This window comes from Rhodanobacter sp. GW835-FHT13D09 (assembly GCF_058793995.1).
In genome coordinates this window covers 59,207-77,647 of the sequence record NZ_JBXAGL010000011.1, presented here as the reverse complement: position 1 = coordinate 77,647, position 18,441 = coordinate 59,207, and the positions used below count along the sequence as shown (strand labels likewise).

Below are 18,441 nucleotides of genomic sequence, written 5' to 3'. Positions count from 1 at the left end.
CCGCGCTTCGTGGGCGCCTGAGTGTAGCCGATGGCGGGCCTGCCCGTCGTCACTCCTTGTTTTTCGGCCCCGGCCGCCCCATTGTCTTCCACCTGCCAATTCTGGCCCCCAGCCACGGAGATCCCCGGTGAGCGACCTGATTACCCATGTGAATGACGACGCCTTCGAACAGCAGGTGCTCAAGTCCGAAACCCCGGTGCTGCTGGATTTCTGGGCGGAATGGTGCGGCCCGTGCAAGGCCATCGCGCCGATGCTGGACGAGATCGCCCAGCAGTACGAAGGCAAGCTGCGCATCGTCAAGGTCAACATCGACCAGAACCAGCAGACCCCGCGCACCTATGGCGTCCGCGGCATCCCGACCCTGATGGTGTTCAAGAACGGCAAGGTCGAGGCCACCCAGATCGGCGCCGTCAGCAAGGGCCAGCTGACCCAGATGATCGACAAGGCCATCTGACCCACCCGTCGTCCGTCCGCTGCGCGCAGCCTGCCCGGCCCGGTCCGGCAGGCTCGCCAGGCTTTACGCCGATACGCAGCGAGTGCTAGATTCATCGCGTCCGTCGGGACAGTCCTGTCCCCCTGCGCCCTCCGCGCGACGCACACCTCCCTTCTGTAATTCAACGGCGCCCCGCGAGGATTGCCCGTGTCCGATACCGAAAACAAAGTCCCGAACGACGCCCAGGGCGCCGACGCCCGGCCCGTGGCCGAAGGCCGCCCCGAGCCGCGCACGCGCGCGCCGCGCCGCACCGCCGCCGCGATCGCGGCGGCGAATGCCGAAAAGGCGGCGGTCGCCGACAAGCCCGCCGTTCCGCCAGCGCCTGCACCGGCTCCGGCACCGGCAGCTCCGGCGCCGGTAGCGGCCAACCTGCCGGCGGCGGTCCGCCCGGCACAAGAGCCGCGCGACTTCGCGCCGCAGACCACGCCTAACCCGGAGTCGCCGCAAGCCCAGGAGAACCCTGGCCAGGCGCAGAATCCAAACCAGGGCCAGAACCAGAACCAGAACAACGGCGGCCGCGAAGGTCGCGAAGGCCGTGGCCGGCGTCGGCGCAACGAGCGCGGCGGCAACCCGAACCAGCAGCAGGGTCGTCCGCAGGGCGGCCATCCGCGGCCCAACCCGAACGGTCTGCCGGTGGACGACGACAACGCCGATCCGGGCAGCAACGACCGGGTGATCAACCTCACCGAGTTGAAGCGCATGAAGGCGCCGCAACTGCTGGAATTCGCCGAGTCGCTCGGCCTGCACGAAGGCGTCGCCCGCGCGCGCAAGCAGGACGTGATCTTCAACGTGCTCAAGGCGCACGCCCGTTCCGGCGGCGGCATCTGGGCCGAAGGCGTGCTGGAAATCCTGCAGGACGGCTTCGGCTTCCTGCGCTCGGCCGACGAGTCGTACCTGGCCGGCCCCGACGACATCTACGTGTCGCCGAGCCAGATCCGCCGCTTCAACCTGCGTACCGGCGACTACATCACCGGCCGCGTGCGTCATCCGAAGGAAGGCGAGCGCTACTTCGCCATGCTGCGCGTCGACGACATCAACGGCGATCCGCCGGAGGCGTCGAAGAACAAGATGCTGTTCGAGAACCTCACCCCGCTGTTCCCGCGCAAGGCGTTCAAGCTGGAGCGCGGCAACGGGTCGAGCGAGGACATCACCGGCCGCATCCTCGACCTGATCGCGCCGATCGGCAAGGGCCAGCGCGGCCTGATCGTCTCCCAGCCGAAGTCCGGCAAGACGATGATGCTGCAGAACATCGCCCAGGCGATCCAGTACAACCATCCCGAAGCGCACCTGATCATGCTGTTGATCGACGAGCGTCCGGAGGAAGTCACCGAGATCGCCCGCACCGTGCGCGCCGAGGTGATCTCCTCCACGTTCGACGAGCCGGCCGTGCGCCACGTGCAGGTTGCCGAGATGGTGATCGAGCGCGCCAAGCGCCTGGTCGAGCACAAGAAGGACGTGATCATCCTGCTCGACTCGATCACCCGCCTGGCGCGGGCCTACAACACCGTGATCCCGAGCTCCGGCAAGGTGCTCACCGGCGGTGTCGACGCCAACGCGCTGCAGCGTCCGAAGCGTTTCTTCGGCGCCGCGCGCAACGTCGAGGAAGGCGGCAGCCTGACCATCATCGCCACCGCACTGACCGAAACCGGCAGCAAGATGGACGAGGTGATCTACGAGGAGTTCAAGGGCACCGGCAACATGGAAGTGCACCTCTCCCGGCGCATCTCCGAGAAGCGCGTCTACCCGGCGATCGACATCAACCGCTCCGGTACCCGTCGCGAGGACCTGCTGATCGACCCGGACATGCTGGCCAAGATCTGGATCCTGCGCAAACTGCTGCACCCGATGGACGAGCTGGCCGCGATGGAGTTCATGCTCGACAAGATGAAGAACACCAAGTCCAACGACGAGTTCTTCAATTCGATGAAGCGCTGAGAGAAAGAAAACGGGCATTGCAAGATCCGATGCCCTTCCCTGCAACGAAACGGCGGCCAGTGGCCGCCATTTCGTTTTGTGCGCCGGCCTGATCCAGCTCAGGGTGCCACCCGCCCGATGCTGCTCTCATGGAGCTCCGACCGCGCATTCCGCGACACCCCCTTTTCGTCGCCTTGCGCCGCCCCCATAGTGTCCGCTCCCCCAACGAGGCGTCGCCCGTGTCCATACCCAGTGCCGTCAAGAGCACCCCGATTGCGGGCCGCCAGCAGTTGGCCGACTACCTCGCCGCCGGCGAGAAGCCGCGCGAGGCGTGGCGCATCGGCACCGAGCACGAGAAGTTCGGCTTCCGCACCGACGACCTGGCGCCGCCGCCGTTCGAGGGCGAGCGCGGCATCCGCGCCCTGCTCGAAGGCATCGCCGCGCGCTACGGCTGGGAGACCGCGCGCGAGGGCGAGATTCCGGTGGCCTTGTCGCGCGACAAGGCCTCGATCACGCTGGAGCCGGCCGGCCAGCTGGAGCTGTCCGGCGCGCCGCTGGAGACCATCCACCAGACCTGCTGCGAGGTGAACTCGCACCTGGAGGAAGTACGCTCGGTCGCCGACGGCATGGGCCTGGGTTTCCTCGGCATGGGTTTCCAGCCGAAGTGGCGCCGCGACCAGATGCCGTGGATGCCGAAGGGCCGCTACAAGATCATGCGCGAGTACATGCCGAAGGTCGGCTCGCTCGGCCTGGACATGATGACGCGCACCTGCACGGTGCAGGTGAACCTGGACTTCTCCTCCGAAGCGGACATGGTGAAGAAGTTCCGCACCAGCCTCGCGCTGCAGCCGATCGCCACCGCGCTGTTCGCCGATTCGCCGTTCACCGAAGGACGTCCGAACGGCTATCTGTCCTACCGCTCGCAGATCTGGACCGATACCGACAAGGACCGCACCGGCATGCTCGACTTCGTGTTCGCCGACGGCTTCGGCTACGAGCGCTACGTCGACTACATCCTCGACGTGCCGATGTACTTCAGCTACCAGGACGGCCGCTACATCGACCTCGCGGGGCAGGACTTCAAGCGCTTCCTGGCCGGGGAGCTGCCCACGCTGCCGGGCGTGCACGCGACCATGAAGGACTTCGCCGACCACCTCACCACCGCCTTCCCCGAGGTGCGCCTGAAGCAGTACCTGGAGATGCGCGGCGCCGACGGCGGCCCGTGGAACCGGCTGTGCGCGCTGCCCGCGTTCTGGGTCGGCCTGCTCTACGACCAGCAGGCACTGGATGCAGCGTGGGATCTGGTCAAGGACTTCAGCCGCGAGGAGCGCCACGCCCTGCGCGACGGCGTGCCGAAGCACGCACTGAAGCTTCCGTTCCGTGGTGGCACGGTACGCGACCTCGCCGAAGAGGCGCTGAAGATCGCCGGCCATGGCCTCAAGCGCCGCGCCCGACTCAATCGCCACGGTGCCGACGAAAGCATCTTCCTCGAACCGCTGGTGGAGATTGCACAGGCCAACCAGACCCCGGCCGAGCGCAAGCTGGAACTGTTCCACGGCCCCTGGCACGGCAGCGTCGACCCGGTGTTCCACGAGTTCGCCTACTGAGCCGCCCAAGCCAAAAAGGCGAGTCCTGCTCTTGCTCCCTCCCCTGCTTGCCCCAAGGGACTTCCTCTGGTCGCAGGGGAGGGCTGGGGTGGGGTCGCTCTTGATGGATGTGTTCGACGTCTTCGCGCGTCTCGTCAATAAGTAGTCTGTTCCACCAGCGACCACGCTACCGACTCGCCCGCCCGCATCGGCTTGCAGGTGGATCCAGCCAGCGGATAGGCGTCCGGCACGGTCCATGGCGTGCGCTCGAGCACGATGCGATCCGTGTTGCGCGGCAGGCGGTAGAAATCCGGGCCGTGGAAGCTGGCAAACGCTTCGAGCCGGTCCAGCCGGCCCGCCTGCTCGAACGCTTCGGCATACAGTTCCAGCGCCGCATGGGCTGTATACAACCCCGCACATCCGCAGGCCGTTTCCTTCGCTTCGCGAGGATGCGGTGCGCTGTCCGTGCCGAGGAAGAAGTGCGGACTGCCGCTGGTCGCCGCCTGCAGCAAGGCGGTGCGATGCGTCTCGCGCTTGAGGATGGGAGCGCAGTAGTTGTGCGGACGGATGCCTCCCTCGAACAGCGCGTTGCGGTTGAGCAGCAGGTGATGCGCGGTAATCGTGGCAGCCAGGTTGGCCGGTGCGTCGCCGACGAAGTCGACCGCGTCGCGCGTGGTGATGTGTTCCAGCACCATGCGCAAGGCCGGGAAGCGCGCCTGCAGCGGCACCAGATGACGCTCGATGAAAACCCGCTCGCGGTCGAAGATGTCAATCGCGGGATCGGTGACCTCGCCATGCAGCAGCAGCGGGAGATCGTGCTTCTCCATCGCCTCGATCACGCGGTACACCCGCGACAGCTCGCGCACGCCGGAATCCGAATTGGTGGTGGCCCCCGCCGGGTAGTACTTCACGGCGAAAACGCCGTCACTCGCCTTGGCGCGTGCGATTTCCTCGACCGCCGTGTTCTCGGTGAGGTACAGCGTCATCAGCGGCTGGAAGCGCGCGCCCGCCGGCAGGCTCGCCATGATCCGCCGACGGTAGTCCTCGGCCTGTGCCACCGTGGTCACCGGTGGCTTCAGGTTCGGCATCACGATGGCGCGGGCAAATCGCTGCGCGGTGTGACCGATCACCGAGGCCAGCGCGGCGCCATCGCGAAGATGCAGGTGCCAGTCGTCGGAGCGGGTGATTTCTAGGCGCGGGGGCGTCATGGTTGGCGAACTCGGGTTGCGATCGGAGATGGCAATGGTATCGCGCCACCATGCTTTGGGTCCGGGCTGCCAGTCCTCCACGAGCAAGAGCTTTCACCCTCCTTCGGAGGGCGAGTCACTTTCTCTCGCTTGCCCGAGAGAAAGTAACCAAAGAGAGGGGCACCCCGCTTCCGCGCCTTGCGGGCATCCTGCCCGCAAGGTTCGCGTGCGGGCTACGGGGTTTGTCGACAGGGCATCCTGCCCTGACGCCAAACTGGTCGGCATCCATGCCGACCACCCTGCGGGCTGATCCTCCACCCGCCCGCCGCTGCAGAGGGGGACCCCGGGTAGAGCGACGCGCATCCTGCGCGTACTTTTCAGAAGAGCCAGATCAAGAGCAGGAGCACAGCCACAGCAAAGCGACGCTTTGCTGTGGCTGTGCCTTTTAGCTTCATCACCGAGTGCGGGCCAGGAGGGCCCGCTGCTCTACCAGGGGCCCCTGTGCGGCGGTGAGTCGGGGTCGACAGGCCGCGCAGCGGGCATCGGCAGGGATGCCGATGCCTTTTCGCCCGGACAGGAGTCCGGTCGAAAAGCCCGACCCCGACTCACGGACTTGCCGCCCATGGATGGGCGGCAAGCGCCAAGCGGGGTGTCGTTTTCTCTTGGTTACTTCTCTTTTGGACAAGCAAAAGAGAAGTAACTCAGGCGCCACAGGCGCACGAAAGCTCTTGCTTCTGCAAAGCACGATGGCTTCCGCGGAAATCGATCCAGATGCCATGCGTGATGGCGCGGCTAGTTGTTCTAGCTTTCAATTATTGACTTAAACTTCGGGAGGCGTGGCCACGTATAACTTTCATTTGCACGTTTGTCCAACGCCTTGAGCAGTGGCTCAGCGCGGAGATTGGCTCCCTTGATCATTTCCTCGCATGAAGCGAGAGAGCAGATCACGGCGTCCGGTGTAAGCGATGAGTGCTCTCGAGTAAGAACCATGTAACCAACTCGAAACCCATTTATCCGTTGATACACATATGCGGTATCTCGAGCCATTACGGCTCCCAGAAGGCCTATCTTCTCGGCGAGAGCCGAATAGAGGACATCTGTTGGTGGGTCGAATGGCTTAAAGGCAATTACAACTCCGTTCGCGGCTTGCTGCTTCATGATGGCGAGTATGCGCAACATCACTTCCCCGCCTTCCACATAGCTGGCCAACTCTCCTGCAATAGCAGCGGCGATGCCCTGACTGTCTCGGAAGCGGCGGTAGTCTTCGGCTATCAAGCTACCAAAGAAGGCCGAGATGATTACGGCTACGAGCGCAATTACTGAGGCGGCCACTTGCTATCCCTTGTGCGCAATGCTCTGCAGGTTGAAAGAAGTCATTACAAAACTGGCACATTATTCCCCGCGCAACCACCGCGCCGCGTCGATCGCATAGTAGGTAAGGATCGCATCCGCCCCCGCCCGCTTGAACGCGGTGAGCGCTTCCAGTACCACCGCCTTCTCATCCAGCCACCCATTCTGCGCGGCGGCCTTCAGCATCGCGTACTCGCCGGAGACCTGGTAGACGAAGGTGGGCGCGCCGAAGGTGTCTTTCACCCGGCGCAGCACGTCGAGATACGGCAGGCCGGGCTTCACCATCACCGCGTCGGCGCCTTCGAGCAGGTCCAGTTCGACCTCGCGCAGCGCCTCGTCGCTGTTGCCCACGTCCATCTGGTAGGTGTGCTTGTTGCCCTTGCCGAGGCTGGCCGCCGAACCGACCGCATCGCGGAACGGCCCGTAGAACGCGGAGGCGTATTTCGCCGAGTAGGCGAGGATGCGCGTGTGGATGTGGCCTGCTGCTTCCAGCGCGCCGCGGATGGAACCGATGCGCCCGTCCATCATGTCCGACGGCGCCACGAAATCCATGCCGGCAGCGGCCTGCGCCAGCGACATCCTGATCAGCGCCTCGACGGTGGGCTCGTTCATCACGTAGCCGGCGTCGTCGATCAGGCCGTCCTGGCCATGCGTGGTGTAGGGATCCAGTGCCACGTCGCCGATCAGGCCCAGTTCGGGGTACTTCGCCTTCAGCGCACGGGTGGCACGATGCATCAGGTTGTCGGGATTCCATGCCTCGGCGGCATCCTCGCTTTTCACCGCAGAGCCCGGCGACGGAAACAGCGCCAGCGCAGGGATGCCCAGGCGCACGCACTCGCCGGCCAGCTTCAGCAGTTCGTCGATGGACAGCCGATCCACTCCGGGCATCGACGGCACCGCCTCGCGCTGGCCTTCGCCCTCGATCACGAACGCGACCATGATCAGGTCGCTGGGCAGCAGGGTGTGCTCGCGCATCAGCGCGCGGGAGAAGGCGTCGCGGCGCATGCGGCGCATGCGGATGGCGGGAAAGCTCATGACAGGTCCTGGCGGGTCGTATCCGCGTATTTTAGGCCACAACGCCGAATCCGCGGCCGTGCCGCGACATCCGCGACACGCCGGCGAAACCGGGTCATAACATTTCCCGGGGCACTCTCGGTACGGCATCCGCCGCCATTCCTCCGGGAGGAAGCCATGAGCACGACCCGAACCGCCACCCCGCCCGCCCACCGGCATCAGCCGCCCGGCGCCCGCTACCTGGGCCGGCACGCTCCGGATGCGTCGCTCGACGTGACCCTGGTGCTGCGGCGCAGGAACCCGCTGGGCACGAGGGTCCCGCCTTCATCGCGCGCCACCCGGCATGCCGACTTCGAGGCGCACTACGGCGCCGATCCGGACGACGTGGACCGCATGCGCAGCTTCGGCCGCCAGCATGGCCTGCAGGAACTGGCCTCGGAGCCGGGGCGGCGGGTACTGCACCTGCGCGGCACGATGCGATCCCTGCAGCAGGCGTTCGGCGTGCAATTGGGACGCTACGAGCTGACTCCCGGCGGGGCGTCCTATGTGGGCTGCGCGCAGGCACCGACCCTGCCGGATCCGTCGGTCATCGCGGTGCTGGGCCTCGACCGGCGCCCGGTCGCGCGGCCGCATTTCTGCGTGGCACAGGCAAAACCGGTGAACACCTACACGCCGCTGCAGGTGGGCCAGCTGTACGACTTTCCCGCCGGCGCGGACGGCAGCGGCCAGGTCATCGCGATCATCGAACTGGGTGGCGGCTACCGGCAGGCCGACCTGGATACCTACTTCACATCCCTCGGCCTGGCCACGCCTTCCATCACCGCCGTCTCCGTCGACGGCGGCAGCAACCAGCCCGGCGGCGCCGCGGACGCGGAGGTGATGCTGGACATCGAGATCGCCGGCGCGCTGGCGCCGGCGGCGAAACTGGCCGTCTATTTCGCCCCGAATACCGACCAGGGCTTCTACAATGCCATCTCGCAGGCCGCGCACGACAGCAGCCTGCCGGCCACGGTGATGTCGATCAGCTGGGGCGCTCCCGAGGACAGCTGGGTCACGGCATCGCGCAACGCGATGGAAACCGCGCTGGAGGATGCCGCCGCACTCGGCGTGACGGTGACCGCGGCGGCCGGCGACAGCGGTTCCAGCGACGGCGCAAGCGACGGCCAGCCGCATGTGGATTTCCCCGCCGCCAGCCCGTCCGTGCTGGGCTGCGGCGGCACGAAGCTGCTCGGCAGCGGCAAGGCGATCAGCAGCGAGGTGACATGGAACGAAACCGCGGCCAATGAGGGCGCCACCGGCGGCGGCGTGAGCACGGTGTTTGCGCTGCCGAGCTGGCAGGCGGCGGCACAGGTACCCACGACAGCTGGAGGCTTCGCCGGACGCGGCGTACCGGACGTCGCGGGCAACGCGGATCCGCTCACCGGCTATGCCGTGCGCGTGGATGGCCAGGACGAGGTCGTCGGCGGCACCAGCGCAGTGGCGCCGTTGTGGGCTGCACTGGTGGCTCGCCTCAACCAGCAACTGGGCCGCACGCTGGGTGCGGCCCAGGTCGCCCTGTACGGCCTCGGCAACGGCGCATTCCACGACATCACCCAAGGCGACAATGGCAGCTACGCGGCGGGTCCGGGCTGGGACGCCTGCACCGGACTGGGCAGCCCGGACGGCGCGGCCCTGCTCGGCGCCCTGCAGGCGGTGCCGGGCAGCCCCATTCCGGCTCCGCCCGGCCACAAACCCAAGCACGGGGGTCACAAGCCCAAACCCGGCGGCCACAAGCCACCCGCCAAGGGCGGCAAGCACAAGGGCAAACCATGAGATCGACCGACCCGCACGGGGCAGCCTGAGGCCGACGGATGCGACCGGTGCTGGACGCTGGAGCGCATTCGCGGCAGGCTTGCTGCTTTCCGTGTCCGCCGATGGAGTCCCGATGCACGTTTCCGCCCCCACCCTTCTCGTCGATCTTGGCGGTACCAATGTCCGCTTCGGGGTGGCCGATCCATCACGCGACAAACCGCTGCTGACCGACAGCATCCGACGCTACCGCGTGGCCGAGCACGACTCGCTGGTGGCCACCGCGAAGCACTACCTCGCCGACACCGGCCTCAAGGTGAGCCGCGCCATCGTGGCCGCCGCCGGGCGCATCGTCGACGGCGAGACGGTCAAGGTCACCAACAATCCCTGGGCGATCTCGGCACAGCAGACGGCCGGCGCGCTGGGCCTGGAATACGTGCACCTGGTCAACGACTTCGCCGCGCAGAGCATGGCGGTGACCCTGCTGCAGGGCGACGACCTGGTCGACGTGGGCACGGTGCCGCGCCCGGTGGTGGGCGCCGAGAACGAGCAGACCTTCGCCATCGTCGGCCCCGGCACCGGCCTGGGCGTCGGCGGCCTGCTGGTGCGCGGCGGCCACTGCAGCGTGCTGCAGACCGAAGGCGGCCACGCCGGTTTTGCCGCGCACACGCCGGAGGACATCGCCATCCTCGACTACCTCAACCACAAGTACGGCCGCGTCTCCAACGAGCGGCTGATCTGCGGCCAGGGCCTGGTGAACCTGTACGACGCGATCTGCCACATGGTCGGTGCGCAGCCCGACGCGCTCAAGCCGGAAGACATCACCGCCCGCGCGAAGGACGGCAGTTGTTCGCTGTGCACGCGCACGGTGGAAACGTTCGCCGGCATCTTCGGCAGCGTCGCCGGCGACCTGGTGCTCACGCTGGGCGCGTGGAACGGCGTTTACCTCACCGGCGGCCTGATCCCGATCCTGCTGCCGTGGCTGGAACGCGGCCGCTTCCGCGAACGCTTCGAGGCCAAGGGCCGCTTCCGCGACATCATGGAGAAGGTGCCGACCCAGGCGATCATGAACCCCGAGCCGGGTCTGCTCGGTGCGGCGGCGCTGGCGGTGCTGGAATCGGGGCGCTCGCTGCTGCCGCGCCACTGAACCGGGAAGGCCGCCATGCCCCGCCACGACACCGCCTTCCTGTTCGACCTCGACGGCACCCTGATCGACAGCGTCTACCAGCACGTGCTGGCGTGGAAGGAGGCGCTGGATCGCGAAGGCGTGGAACTGTCGGTGTGGCGGATCCACCGCAAGATCGGCATGAGCGGCGGGCTGTTCGCGAACATCCTGCTGCGCGAGACCGGGCTGGAAATCACCGAAGAACGCCTCGACCGCCTGCGCCGCTGGCACGCCGACGCGTTCAACCGGCAGCATACCCAGGGCTCGGTGCGGCCGCTGCCGGGGGCGCGCGAGCTGCTGGATTACCTCACGGCGCAGGGTATTCCGTGGGCGATCGCCACCAGCGGACGGATGGAAACCGCAGCGCCCAACCTGGCGGCGCTCAGCGTCGACCCGGCGCAGGTGCCAGTGGTGACGCGCGACCAGGTGCGCCACGCCAAGCCCGATCCGGACCTGTTCCTTGCCGCCGCCGCGCGGCTGGGCGTGGACATCCGGCAATCGCTGGTGATCGGCGACAGCGTGTGGGACATGCTCGCCGCGCAGCGCGCCCGCGCACTCGGCGTCGGCCTGCTCGCGGGCGGCTACGGCCTGGCCGAGCTGCAGCAGTCCGGCGCGTTCCGCGTATACGACGACCCGGCCGACCTGCTGCGCCACATCGACGAAGTGGCCGCGCGCGATTGAGCCTTCGATGGTCGCTGAACCGCACTCACCGGTACCATGAAAATTTAATCTCCCGTGCGCGGCCCGGCGCTAGGCTTCTTCACCAACCGCTTACGGAGCCGCCCATGCGCCGCCTTGCCGTCAGCCTGCCGCTCACCCTGCTGCTCGCCGCATGCTCGCCCTCGCCGGCGCCGCCACAAACTGGTGCCGGCCAGAACGCGCCGGCGGACGCTACGCTCGGCTCGCCCGAATGGTACCTCTGGATCGATCGTTCGCTGCACATCGGCGACAACGGCCACGGCCCCGAACACGGCTCGCCAGCGTGGAACCAGGCGGTGCAGGACAAGCTGGGCCAGGAAGCGCCGCCGTCGAAACCCGGCTCGCCGCAGTGGCAGCAGTCGGTGGATGCGCTGCTGCGGACGCGGCTGCGGCCGTCGTCCTGACCGGGCGGCTCAGCCCGGCGCCAGCAGCGTTTCCAGGTCGCTTTCGTCGAAGCGCAGCCTCTCGCGGGTGCCGCCGCCTTCCAGCACCGCGGCGGCCAGCTCGGCCTTGCGCTCCTTCAGCTGCTCGATGCGTTCCTCCACCGTGCCCGAGGTGATCAGGCGGAACACGAACACCGGCTTGTCCTGGCCGATGCGGTGCGCGCGGTCGCTGGCCTGCGCCTCGGCGGCGGGGTTCCACCACGGGTCGTAGTGGATCACGGTGTCGGCGGCGGTGAGGTTCAGGCCCACCCCGCCAGCCTTCAACGACAGCAGGAACAGCGGCACCTCGCCGTTCTGGAAACGCTGCACCGGCTCGGCGCGGTCGCGGGTGTCGCCGGTCAGGGTGACGTAGCGGATGCGGCGGCGGTCGAGCTCGGCGGCGATCAGTTTCAGCATGCCGGTGAACTGCGAGAACAGCAGCACCTTGCGGCCCTCGTCGAGCAGCGCCGGCAGCATGTCCATCAGCAATTCGAACTTGGCCGACTCATGCACGCCGCGCGCCGCTTCGAGCTTGACCAGCCGCGGGTCGCAACAGACCTGGCGCAGCTTCAGCAGGGCGTCCAGCACCACGATGCCGGAGTGCGCGATGCCGCGCTGCGCGATCACCTCGCGCAATTCCTCCGCCAGCGACAGGCGCAGGCCCTCGTAGAGGTCGCGCTGGCGGCCTTCCAGCACCACGCGGCGGGTGATCTCGGTCTTCGGCGGCAGCTCCTTCGCCACCTGCGCCTTGGTCCGGCGCAGGATGAACGGCGCGATGCGCAGGTTCAGCCGCTGCTGGCATTCCTCGTCGTGCTGCTTCTCGATCGGCACGCGGTAGAAGCGGCGGAACGCACCCTCGTCGCCGAGCAGGCCGGGCACGGCCAGGTCGACCTGCGACCACAACTCACCAAGATGATTCTCCAGCGGCGTGCCGGTGAGGCAGACGTAGCGCGGCGTGCGCAGGCTGAGCAGGGCACGGCGTGCCTGCGTGCGCGGGTTCTTCACCTGTTGCGCCTCGTCCAGCACGATCAGCGCGAAGGCTTGTTTTCTCAGGGCGACCACGTCGCGCGGCAGCAGCGCGTAGCTGGTCAGTACGATGTCCTGCGCGCCGAGCTGGACGAATTCCTCGGCGCGCTGCGGCCCGTGCAATGTCAGTACCTGCAGCATCGGCGCGAAGCGCGCGATCTCCGACTGCCAGTTCGGGATCAGGCTGGTCGGCACCACCACCAGCGCCGGCTGGGTCAGCGTGCCGGCCTGCTTCAGCGCCAAGAGGTGGGTGATCAGCTGCAGCGTTTTCCCCAAGCCCATGTCGTCGGCGAGCACGCCGCCGACGCCGGCCTCGGCCAGCGCATTGAGCCAGCGCAGGCCCTCGCGCTGGTAGGGCCGCAGTTCCACGGTGAGCCCGCCGGGCACCGCGTCGCTGGCGCGCGCGGCGGCATCGCGCAGGCGCGCGGCGAAACCGAGCAGCGGCTCGGCCGCCTCCAGCGTGCCGTCGCCGGGCATCGCCGCAACCAGCTCCTCCAGCCGGCCGGCCTGCACCCGCGGCAGGTGCAGCTTCTTGCGCGGCTTCTCCAGGTACTCGGCCAGCGGCGCCAGCAGCCCGCGCAATTCCTTCAGGCGCACCGGCACGCGCCGGCGCGCATCGACCGGCGCGTACCACACCGCGTCTTCCGGCTCGTTCGGCGCCGGACTGAGGTTCAACTGATGCTCGGCCAGCGCCTGCGCCACCGCGGGCAGCAGGTTGTGCCGCTGGCCATCCAGCTCGATGCCGATTTCCAGGTCGAACGCGTGGTCGTCGGCATCCTCCACCGCCTGGCCGTACCAGTGTACCGGCCCTTCCAGCACCTCGAACGGGAAGCTCGGCGCGTACTCGACCTGGAAGTTCTCCGCTTCGAGCTTGGGCCGCAGGGCCAGCCAGCGCGCCGGCGTGTTGACCTCCAGCGCGCCGGCGTAGCCGGTGCCGGGAAACAGCCAGGCGTCGTCGGGCAGCGTCTCGGCCACGTCCCATGGCAGGCCCTCGGTGTCCACGCCGGGAGTGAGCCCGGCGCGTTCGAGCCGCTCCATCGCGCTGAGTTCCTCCGCGCGGCGGCGGGTGATCTCGACCAGCTGGTCGTTGCGCACACGCCGCACCAGCGGCTCGCCGCCCCGGCCGGGCAGGCGCTCGCCGGCGTAGTCGAAGGCCAGCCGCGCGTAGCCCAGCGGCGGCGTGCCGGCGGCGAGCCGGGCATGCCGGGTCAACGCGTGCAGGATCAGCACCGGCTTCGGCGCCAGCGCCGAGCGGCGCACCTCGCCGAACACCAGCGGCGGCGGTACCCGCGTGGCCAGCCGGCTGCCGGCCAGGCGGCTGCGCAGGCGGCGGCCGTGCTCGTGCTTCAGCGGCGGCAGTTCCAGCCAGTGCGCTTCCTCGGCCGCGGCGTCGAAATGGCCCACGGTGGCGCGCTCGGCATCGAGGTACCACAGCCCGTCGATGCGCAGCAGGCGCTGGCTGTGCGGCAGCACCGGCAGCAGGCGCTGGCTGCCGTCCGCCTCCAGCTGCCAGTGCCAGTTGAGCGGGTGCGACCTGCCGCGCGACAGGCGCAGGCCGGCCAGGCCGCCGAGGAAGCACGGCGCGGTGTCGAGGATCTCGGCCAGCAGGGTGTCGCCGACATGGCCGCCGAGGCGCGCATAGCTGCGGCCCTTGCGCACGTTCTGCGGCAAACCGAGCATGGTCGCGGCCAGGCGCTGCTCGTGCGGCTGCAGCGGCGACTGCGCCAGGTGCCGGCTGTCCAGCGGCACCGGCCGCGCGTAGCGGCCGTGCTCGACCACCGCCAGCAGCACCGGCGCCACGTCCAGCCGGGCAAACGGGGCGCCATCTTCCGGCATCACCTCCAGGAAGAAACCGAGCACGCCATGCTCGTCGGCCTGCGCCGGCTTCGGCGCGGCCAGCAGCCGTCGCCAGGCCTGCGGCAGAGCCTCGTCGTCGCCGGAAGGCGCGGCGACGGCGTGCTGTTTCTCGTCCGGTTGCTGCATGCGCATGCGGTCCGTGGCGACGACCAAAACATTGAGCTTAGCAGCGCGGCGGCAGGATGCGACCGTCGCCGGCGCGACAAATCGCGCCCGCACGCGCGGGTTCAGCCGGTGCCGAACAGTCCGTGCGGATATTCCGGCTTCTGCTCGCGCGCCATCAGCGCCTTGAGTCCGTCGGCCGGGGTGACCTCGCCGTGCAGCACGGCGCGCACGCCGGCGCTGATCGGCAGGTCGAGGCCGTGCTTGTCGGCCAGCCGCGCCACTTCGTCGGCGGTGAGGATGCTCTCCACCACCTGGCCGATCCGCCGCACCGCCTCGTCGATCGCCACGCCCTGCCCCAGCGCCAGGCCGAGCCGGCGGTTGCGCGAGAGGTCGCCGGTGCAGGTCAGCACCAGGTCGCCGAGGCCGGACAGGCCGATCAACGTCTCCGGCCGCGCACCCAGCGCCACGCCAAGGCGCAGCATCTCGTTCATGCCGCGGGTGATCAGGCCGGCGCGGGCGTTCAGGCCCAGCTGCATGCCGTCGGCGATGCCGGTGGCGACCGCCAGCACGTTCTTCATCGCGCCGCCGAGTTCGGCGCCGAGCACGTCGCCGCCGGAGTACGCACGCAGGTTCGGCGCGTGCAGCAGGGAAGCCAGCTGCTGCGCGAACGCCGCGTCGTCCGAATGCACGGTGACCGCGCTGGGCAGGCCGGCGGCCACTTCCTTCGCGAACGACGGCCCGGTGACCACCGCCGCGGCGCGACCGGGCAGCCGTTCGGCCACCAGTTCGTGCAGGAAGCGGCCGGTGCCCGGCTCGAAGCCCTTGGTCGCCCAGGCGATCGCGGTGCCCGCCTCGAGCAGCGGGGCCAGTTCGACCAGCATCGCGGCGAACGCATGGCTGGGCACCACGATCAGCACGATCCCGGCGCCGCGCACGGCGGCAGCCAGCTCGCCCTCGTAGCTCAGCTCCGCCGGCAGCTCGATGTCGGGCAGGTAGCGCTGGTTGCGACGGCTCGCCGCGATCGCCGCCAACGCCGCGCGGTCGCGCCCCCACAACGTGGTGGGCACGCCGTTGCGCGCAGTCAGCGCCGCCAGCGCGGTGCCCCAGGAGCCGGCCCCGAGGATGGTCAGCTTCGGGTTTTCAGCCATGCACGCGGCTCAGCTGTTGAGCATCGCCGGGGCGTCGTCGCCGCCCATCGCGCGGCGCTGCTGCTCGGCGAACAGCGCGTCGAAGTTGATCGGCTGCAGCAGGAACGGCGGGAAGCCGCCTTCCAGCACCAGCGAGGAAATCACCTGGCGGGCATACGGGAACAGCAGGTTCGGGCAGTAGCTGCCGATGATCCCGGCATGATCCATCTCGCTGAAACCGGCGATGCCGAACAGGCCGGCCTGCTCCACCTCGGCCAGGTAGGCGGTGCGCTGGCCGACGGTGCAGGTCAGGGTGAGGCTGAGCACCACCTCGTACAGGTCGTTGCCCAGGTCGGTGGCTTTCTGGCCCAGGTTCAACTGCACCTGTGGCTGGTCCTTCTCGTCGAGCTCCTGGAAGATCTGCGGCGCGTTCGGCGCCTCGAAGGACACGTCCTTCACGTAGATCTTCTGCATCACCAGCTGCGGCTGACTGGCCTGGCCGTTGGCCTGGTCGTTGGTGATTTCTTGTGCCATCGGGGGTTCCTCGGGTTTCGGTGTCGTGTATAAAAAGAGGTCGATTGTTCCATACAACACCACCGCGCGCACGCCGGGAACCGCCTGGCCGGCCCCGGCGGATTGCGCACGGCCTTGTTTTTCTGCGAGAATGCGCGGCTCGCCTCTGTCGGCCCGGTACTTCCGGGCGGTCCGCCACGCGGTACGGACCTCACGATCACGCGTTGCGACAACTCCAGCATCGCGTGGCGCATGGCGCCGCTGGGCCGATCTCACCCTGGCCAACGGGTGTCCATCAGGAATTACGGAGGTCGTCATGGCCCGTGTATGTCAAGTCACCGGTAAGGGTGTGCAGAGCGGCAACAACGTCTCGCACGCCAACAACCGTACCCGTCGCCGCTGGTTGCCGAACCTGCATGAGCGTCGCTTCTGGGTGCCCAGCGAGAACCGCTGGATCAAGCTGCGCGTTTCCAACAACGCCCTGCGCACGATCGACAAGAATGGCATCGAGGCCGTGATTGCCGAGATGCGCGCCCGCGGCGAAAAGGTCTGAGGATTGAGCCATGGCTAACAAATCACAAGACAAGATCCGCATGATCTCCTCGGCCGGCACCGGCCACTTCTACACCACGCAGAAGAACAAGAAGAACACGCCGGAAAAGTTCGAGTTCAAGAAGTACGATCCGGTCGTGCGCAAGCACGTGATCTACAAGGAAGGCAAGATCAAGTGACCAAATGGCCCACGCGCGCAGCGCGTGGCTAGCCATTTGGTCATCCCTGCGAAGGCAGGGATCGCTTTTGCTTTTGCTTCCGCATCTGCAACAGCGACACCGATGCCTCAAAGGAAACCCGCCCGCGTGGCGGGTTTTCTTTTGCCCGCCGGTCGGGATAGTTACCACCCGCACCGGCCGGCCAGCCGTCCTTCGTCCCGCCCGAGTCCTCCAAAAACAAAACCCGCCGAAAGGCGGGTCTTGCCGGAACACCTGTACCGCGCGTCGATCAGGCCGCCGCGACGCTGTAGCCCTTGAGCCGCTGCGCGAACTCCTGCAGGGCACGGATGCCGCTTTCCTCGGCTTCGTGGATCCATTGCTGCAGGCCTTTCAGCGCCTGCTCGGCACCGCGCTGTTCCATCAACGCCGCCAGACGGGTGCGGAAGTCGCACACGGTCTTCAGCGTCGGGCGTCGCGCCAGCACGGCCTGCATGCGGTCGCGGCCTTCGTTGTCCAGCCAGCGGCCGCCGTCAGCCAGCGCACGGCGCATGCGGCGCGGCATCGATTTGATGCTCTCGCCGGCGTGCTGCGCCTCGTCACTGATGGTCGGCAGGATCACGCCACGGTAGTAGTCGGTCATCGCCTGGAAGCGATGGGTCAGCACGGCCTTGAGCGTATCGGCATCCGGCAGGCGCACGTTCGGGCGCACGTCCAGCGACGGCGCCACGCGCAGCACCTTGGCCAGGCCGACCGCACGCAAGCCGCAGATCGCCGCCCAGCCGATGTCGAACTCCCACTTGCGCAGCGCGAACTTGGCCGAGCTGGGGAAGGCATGGTGGTTGTTGTGCAGTTCCTCACCGCCGATCCAGAAGCCCCACGGGATCAGGTTGCGCGCGGTGTCGGCGCTCTCGAAATTGCGGTAGCCGGCCCAGTGTCCGACGCCGTTGACGAAGCCGGCAGCCCAGAACGGGATCCACACCATCTGCACCGCCCACAGCGCGGCGCCGATCACGCCGAACAGGGCGAGGTCGATCAGCAGCATCAGGGCCGGCCCCCAGTACGGGTGCGCGCCGTAGACGTTGTGCTCGACCCAGTCGTCCGGGGTGCCGCGACCGTACTGCTCCATGTCCTGCTTCGACTCGCAGGCATCGCGATACAGCGAGACGCCATCCCAGAACACCTTCTTGATGCCGTAGATCATCGGGCTGTGCGGGTCTTCCGTGGTCTCGACCTTGGCGTGGTGCTTGCGATGCACCGCCACCCACTCGCGGGTGACCATGCCGGTGGTCAGCCAGCCCCAGAAACGGAAGAAGTGCGCCAGCGCCGGGTGGAAGTCCACGCCGCGATGGGTCTGGCTGCGATGCAGGTACAGCGTCACCGTGAAGATGGTGAGCTGGGTCACGACCAGCATGTAGACCAGCATCTGGCCCCAGCTTGCGCCGGTGAGACCGTCATTCAGGAAATTGAGTACAGCGTCGAACATGG

16 protein-coding genes are annotated in these 18,441 nt (G+C 67.9%); 9 read left to right on the top strand and 7 right to left on the bottom strand.

The features are described 5' to 3' along the window. The first annotated feature begins 127 nt into the window (after positions 1–127). The 3 genes from trxA (at position 128) to AC1Q5A_RS14420 (ending at position 4,014) form a co-directional block, all read left to right on the top strand. Entirely contained in the window at positions 128–454 is a 327-nt protein-coding gene (gene trxA, locus AC1Q5A_RS14430) for a thioredoxin TrxA (RefSeq protein WP_114343285.1), read from the top strand. 186 nt (positions 455–640) lie between these two features. Beyond that, positions 641–2,428: a transcription termination factor Rho gene (gene rho, locus AC1Q5A_RS14425; protein WP_492701778.1), complete on the top strand. Its 1,788-nt coding sequence runs from the start codon at positions 641–643 to the stop codon at positions 2,426–2,428. A gap of 218 nt (positions 2,429–2,646) precedes the next feature. Then, a complete protein-coding gene (locus tag AC1Q5A_RS14420) occupies positions 2,647–4,014 on the top strand; it encodes a glutamate--cysteine ligase (RefSeq protein WP_492701776.1) in 1,368 nt (455 codons plus the stop codon). A 134-nt stretch (positions 4,015–4,148) separates the two neighbouring features. Here AC1Q5A_RS14420 and pyrC read toward each other — a convergent pair whose 3' ends face one another. The 3 genes from pyrC to hemB form a co-directional block, all read right to left on the bottom strand. Beyond that, the gene (gene pyrC, locus AC1Q5A_RS14415) at positions 4,149–5,201 is read right to left on the bottom strand and encodes a dihydroorotase (RefSeq protein ID WP_492701774.1); all 1,053 of its coding nucleotides are present in this window, start codon (positions 5,199–5,201) and stop codon (positions 4,149–4,151) included. Positions 5,202–5,981: 780 nt separating this feature from the next. After that, the gene (locus tag AC1Q5A_RS14410) at positions 5,982–6,512 is read right to left on the bottom strand and encodes a hypothetical protein (protein WP_492701772.1); all 531 of its coding nucleotides are present in this window, start codon (positions 6,510–6,512) and stop codon (positions 5,982–5,984) included. 60 nt (positions 6,513–6,572) lie between these two features. Beyond that, positions 6,573–7,565, bottom strand: coding sequence for a porphobilinogen synthase (gene hemB / locus AC1Q5A_RS14405; RefSeq protein WP_492701770.1), 993 nt, complete (start codon positions 7,563–7,565; stop codon positions 6,573–6,575). A gap of 156 nt (positions 7,566–7,721) precedes the next feature. On the opposite strand from hemB, the gene AC1Q5A_RS14400 reads away from it, so the two are divergent. The 4 genes from AC1Q5A_RS14400 (at position 7,722) to AC1Q5A_RS14385 (ending at position 11,600) form a co-directional block, all read left to right on the top strand. Further along, positions 7,722–9,356 (top strand): S53 family peptidase, encoded by a 1,635-nt coding sequence (locus AC1Q5A_RS14400; protein WP_492701768.1) that lies wholly within the window; start codon positions 7,722–7,724, stop codon positions 9,354–9,356. Positions 9,357–9,468: 112 nt separating this feature from the next. Continuing rightward, a complete protein-coding gene (glk, locus tag AC1Q5A_RS14395) occupies positions 9,469–10,479 on the top strand; it encodes a glucokinase (RefSeq protein ID WP_492701766.1) in 1,011 nt (336 codons plus the stop codon). Between the two features lie 15 nt (positions 10,480–10,494). Next, positions 10,495–11,178, top strand: a complete 684-nt coding sequence (locus tag AC1Q5A_RS14390; RefSeq protein ID WP_492701764.1) for an HAD family hydrolase — start codon at positions 10,495–10,497, stop codon at positions 11,176–11,178. Positions 11,179–11,282: 104 nt separating this feature from the next. After that, a complete protein-coding gene (locus AC1Q5A_RS14385; RefSeq protein WP_492701762.1) occupies positions 11,283–11,600 on the top strand; it encodes a hypothetical protein in 318 nt (105 codons plus the stop codon). Positions 11,601–11,609: 9 nt separating this feature from the next. Here the strand turns inward: AC1Q5A_RS14385 and AC1Q5A_RS14380 are convergent, their stop codons facing one another. From AC1Q5A_RS14380 to secB, 3 genes are all read right to left on the bottom strand, one after another. Further along, positions 11,610–14,627, bottom strand: coding sequence for a DEAD/DEAH box helicase (locus tag AC1Q5A_RS14380; protein WP_492701760.1), 3,018 nt, complete (start codon positions 14,625–14,627; stop codon positions 11,610–11,612). A gap of 101 nt (positions 14,628–14,728) precedes the next feature. Further along, positions 14,729–15,754, bottom strand: coding sequence for an NAD(P)H-dependent glycerol-3-phosphate dehydrogenase (locus tag AC1Q5A_RS14375; protein ID WP_492701758.1), 1,026 nt, complete (start codon positions 15,752–15,754; stop codon positions 14,729–14,731). A 9-nt stretch (positions 15,755–15,763) separates the two neighbouring features. Beyond that, positions 15,764–16,267: a protein-export chaperone SecB gene (gene secB / locus AC1Q5A_RS14370; RefSeq protein ID WP_492701756.1), complete on the bottom strand. Its 504-nt coding sequence runs from the start codon at positions 16,265–16,267 to the stop codon at positions 15,764–15,766. A gap of 295 nt (positions 16,268–16,562) precedes the next feature. Here secB and rpmB point away from each other — a divergent pair, with 295 nt between their 5' ends. Beyond that, positions 16,563–16,799: a 50S ribosomal protein L28 gene (gene rpmB, locus AC1Q5A_RS14365; RefSeq protein WP_007513766.1), complete on the top strand. Its 237-nt coding sequence runs from the start codon at positions 16,563–16,565 to the stop codon at positions 16,797–16,799. A 10-nt stretch (positions 16,800–16,809) separates the two neighbouring features. Next, on the top strand, positions 16,810–16,977 hold the full coding sequence (rpmG, locus tag AC1Q5A_RS14360) for a 50S ribosomal protein L33 (protein ID WP_007513765.1): 168 nt from the start codon (positions 16,810–16,812) through the stop codon (positions 16,975–16,977). A gap of 268 nt (positions 16,978–17,245) precedes the next feature. On the opposite strand, the gene AC1Q5A_RS14355 is transcribed toward rpmG, so the two are convergent. After that, positions 17,246–18,439: a DesA family fatty acid desaturase gene (locus AC1Q5A_RS14355; RefSeq protein WP_492701754.1), complete on the bottom strand. Its 1,194-nt coding sequence runs from the start codon at positions 18,437–18,439 to the stop codon at positions 17,246–17,248. Positions 18,440–18,441: the final 2 nt, after the last annotated feature.

Coding starts and splice junctions, on each gene's coding strand:
- secB (WP_492701756.1), bottom strand. CDS start 16,267: ATGGCACAAGAAATCACCAACGACCAGGCCAACGGCCAGGCCAGTCAG.
- hemB (WP_492701770.1), bottom strand. CDS start 7,565: ATGAGCTTTCCCGCCATCCGCATGCGCCGCATGCGCCGCGACGCCTTC.
- AC1Q5A_RS14400 (WP_492701768.1), top strand. CDS start 7,722: ATGAGCACGACCCGAACCGCCACCCCGCCCGCCCACCGGCATCAGCCG.
- glk (WP_492701766.1), top strand. CDS start 9,469: ATGCACGTTTCCGCCCCCACCCTTCTCGTCGATCTTGGCGGTACCAAT.
- AC1Q5A_RS14380 (WP_492701760.1), bottom strand. CDS start 14,627: ATGCAGCAACCGGACGAGAAACAGCACGCCGTCGCCGCGCCTTCCGGC.
- pyrC (WP_492701774.1), bottom strand. CDS start 5,201: ATGACGCCCCCGCGCCTAGAAATCACCCGCTCCGACGACTGGCACCTG.
- AC1Q5A_RS14375 (WP_492701758.1), bottom strand. CDS start 15,754: ATGGCTGAAAACCCGAAGCTGACCATCCTCGGGGCCGGCTCCTGGGGC.
- AC1Q5A_RS14355 (WP_492701754.1), bottom strand. CDS start 18,439: ATGTTCGACGCTGTACTCAATTTCCTGAATGACGGTCTCACCGGCGCA.
- AC1Q5A_RS14385 (WP_492701762.1), top strand. CDS start 11,283: ATGCGCCGCCTTGCCGTCAGCCTGCCGCTCACCCTGCTGCTCGCCGCA.
- rpmB (WP_007513766.1), top strand. CDS start 16,563: ATGGCCCGTGTATGTCAAGTCACCGGTAAGGGTGTGCAGAGCGGCAAC.
- AC1Q5A_RS14390 (WP_492701764.1), top strand. CDS start 10,495: ATGCCCCGCCACGACACCGCCTTCCTGTTCGACCTCGACGGCACCCTG.
- rpmG (WP_007513765.1), top strand. CDS start 16,810: ATGGCTAACAAATCACAAGACAAGATCCGCATGATCTCCTCGGCCGGC.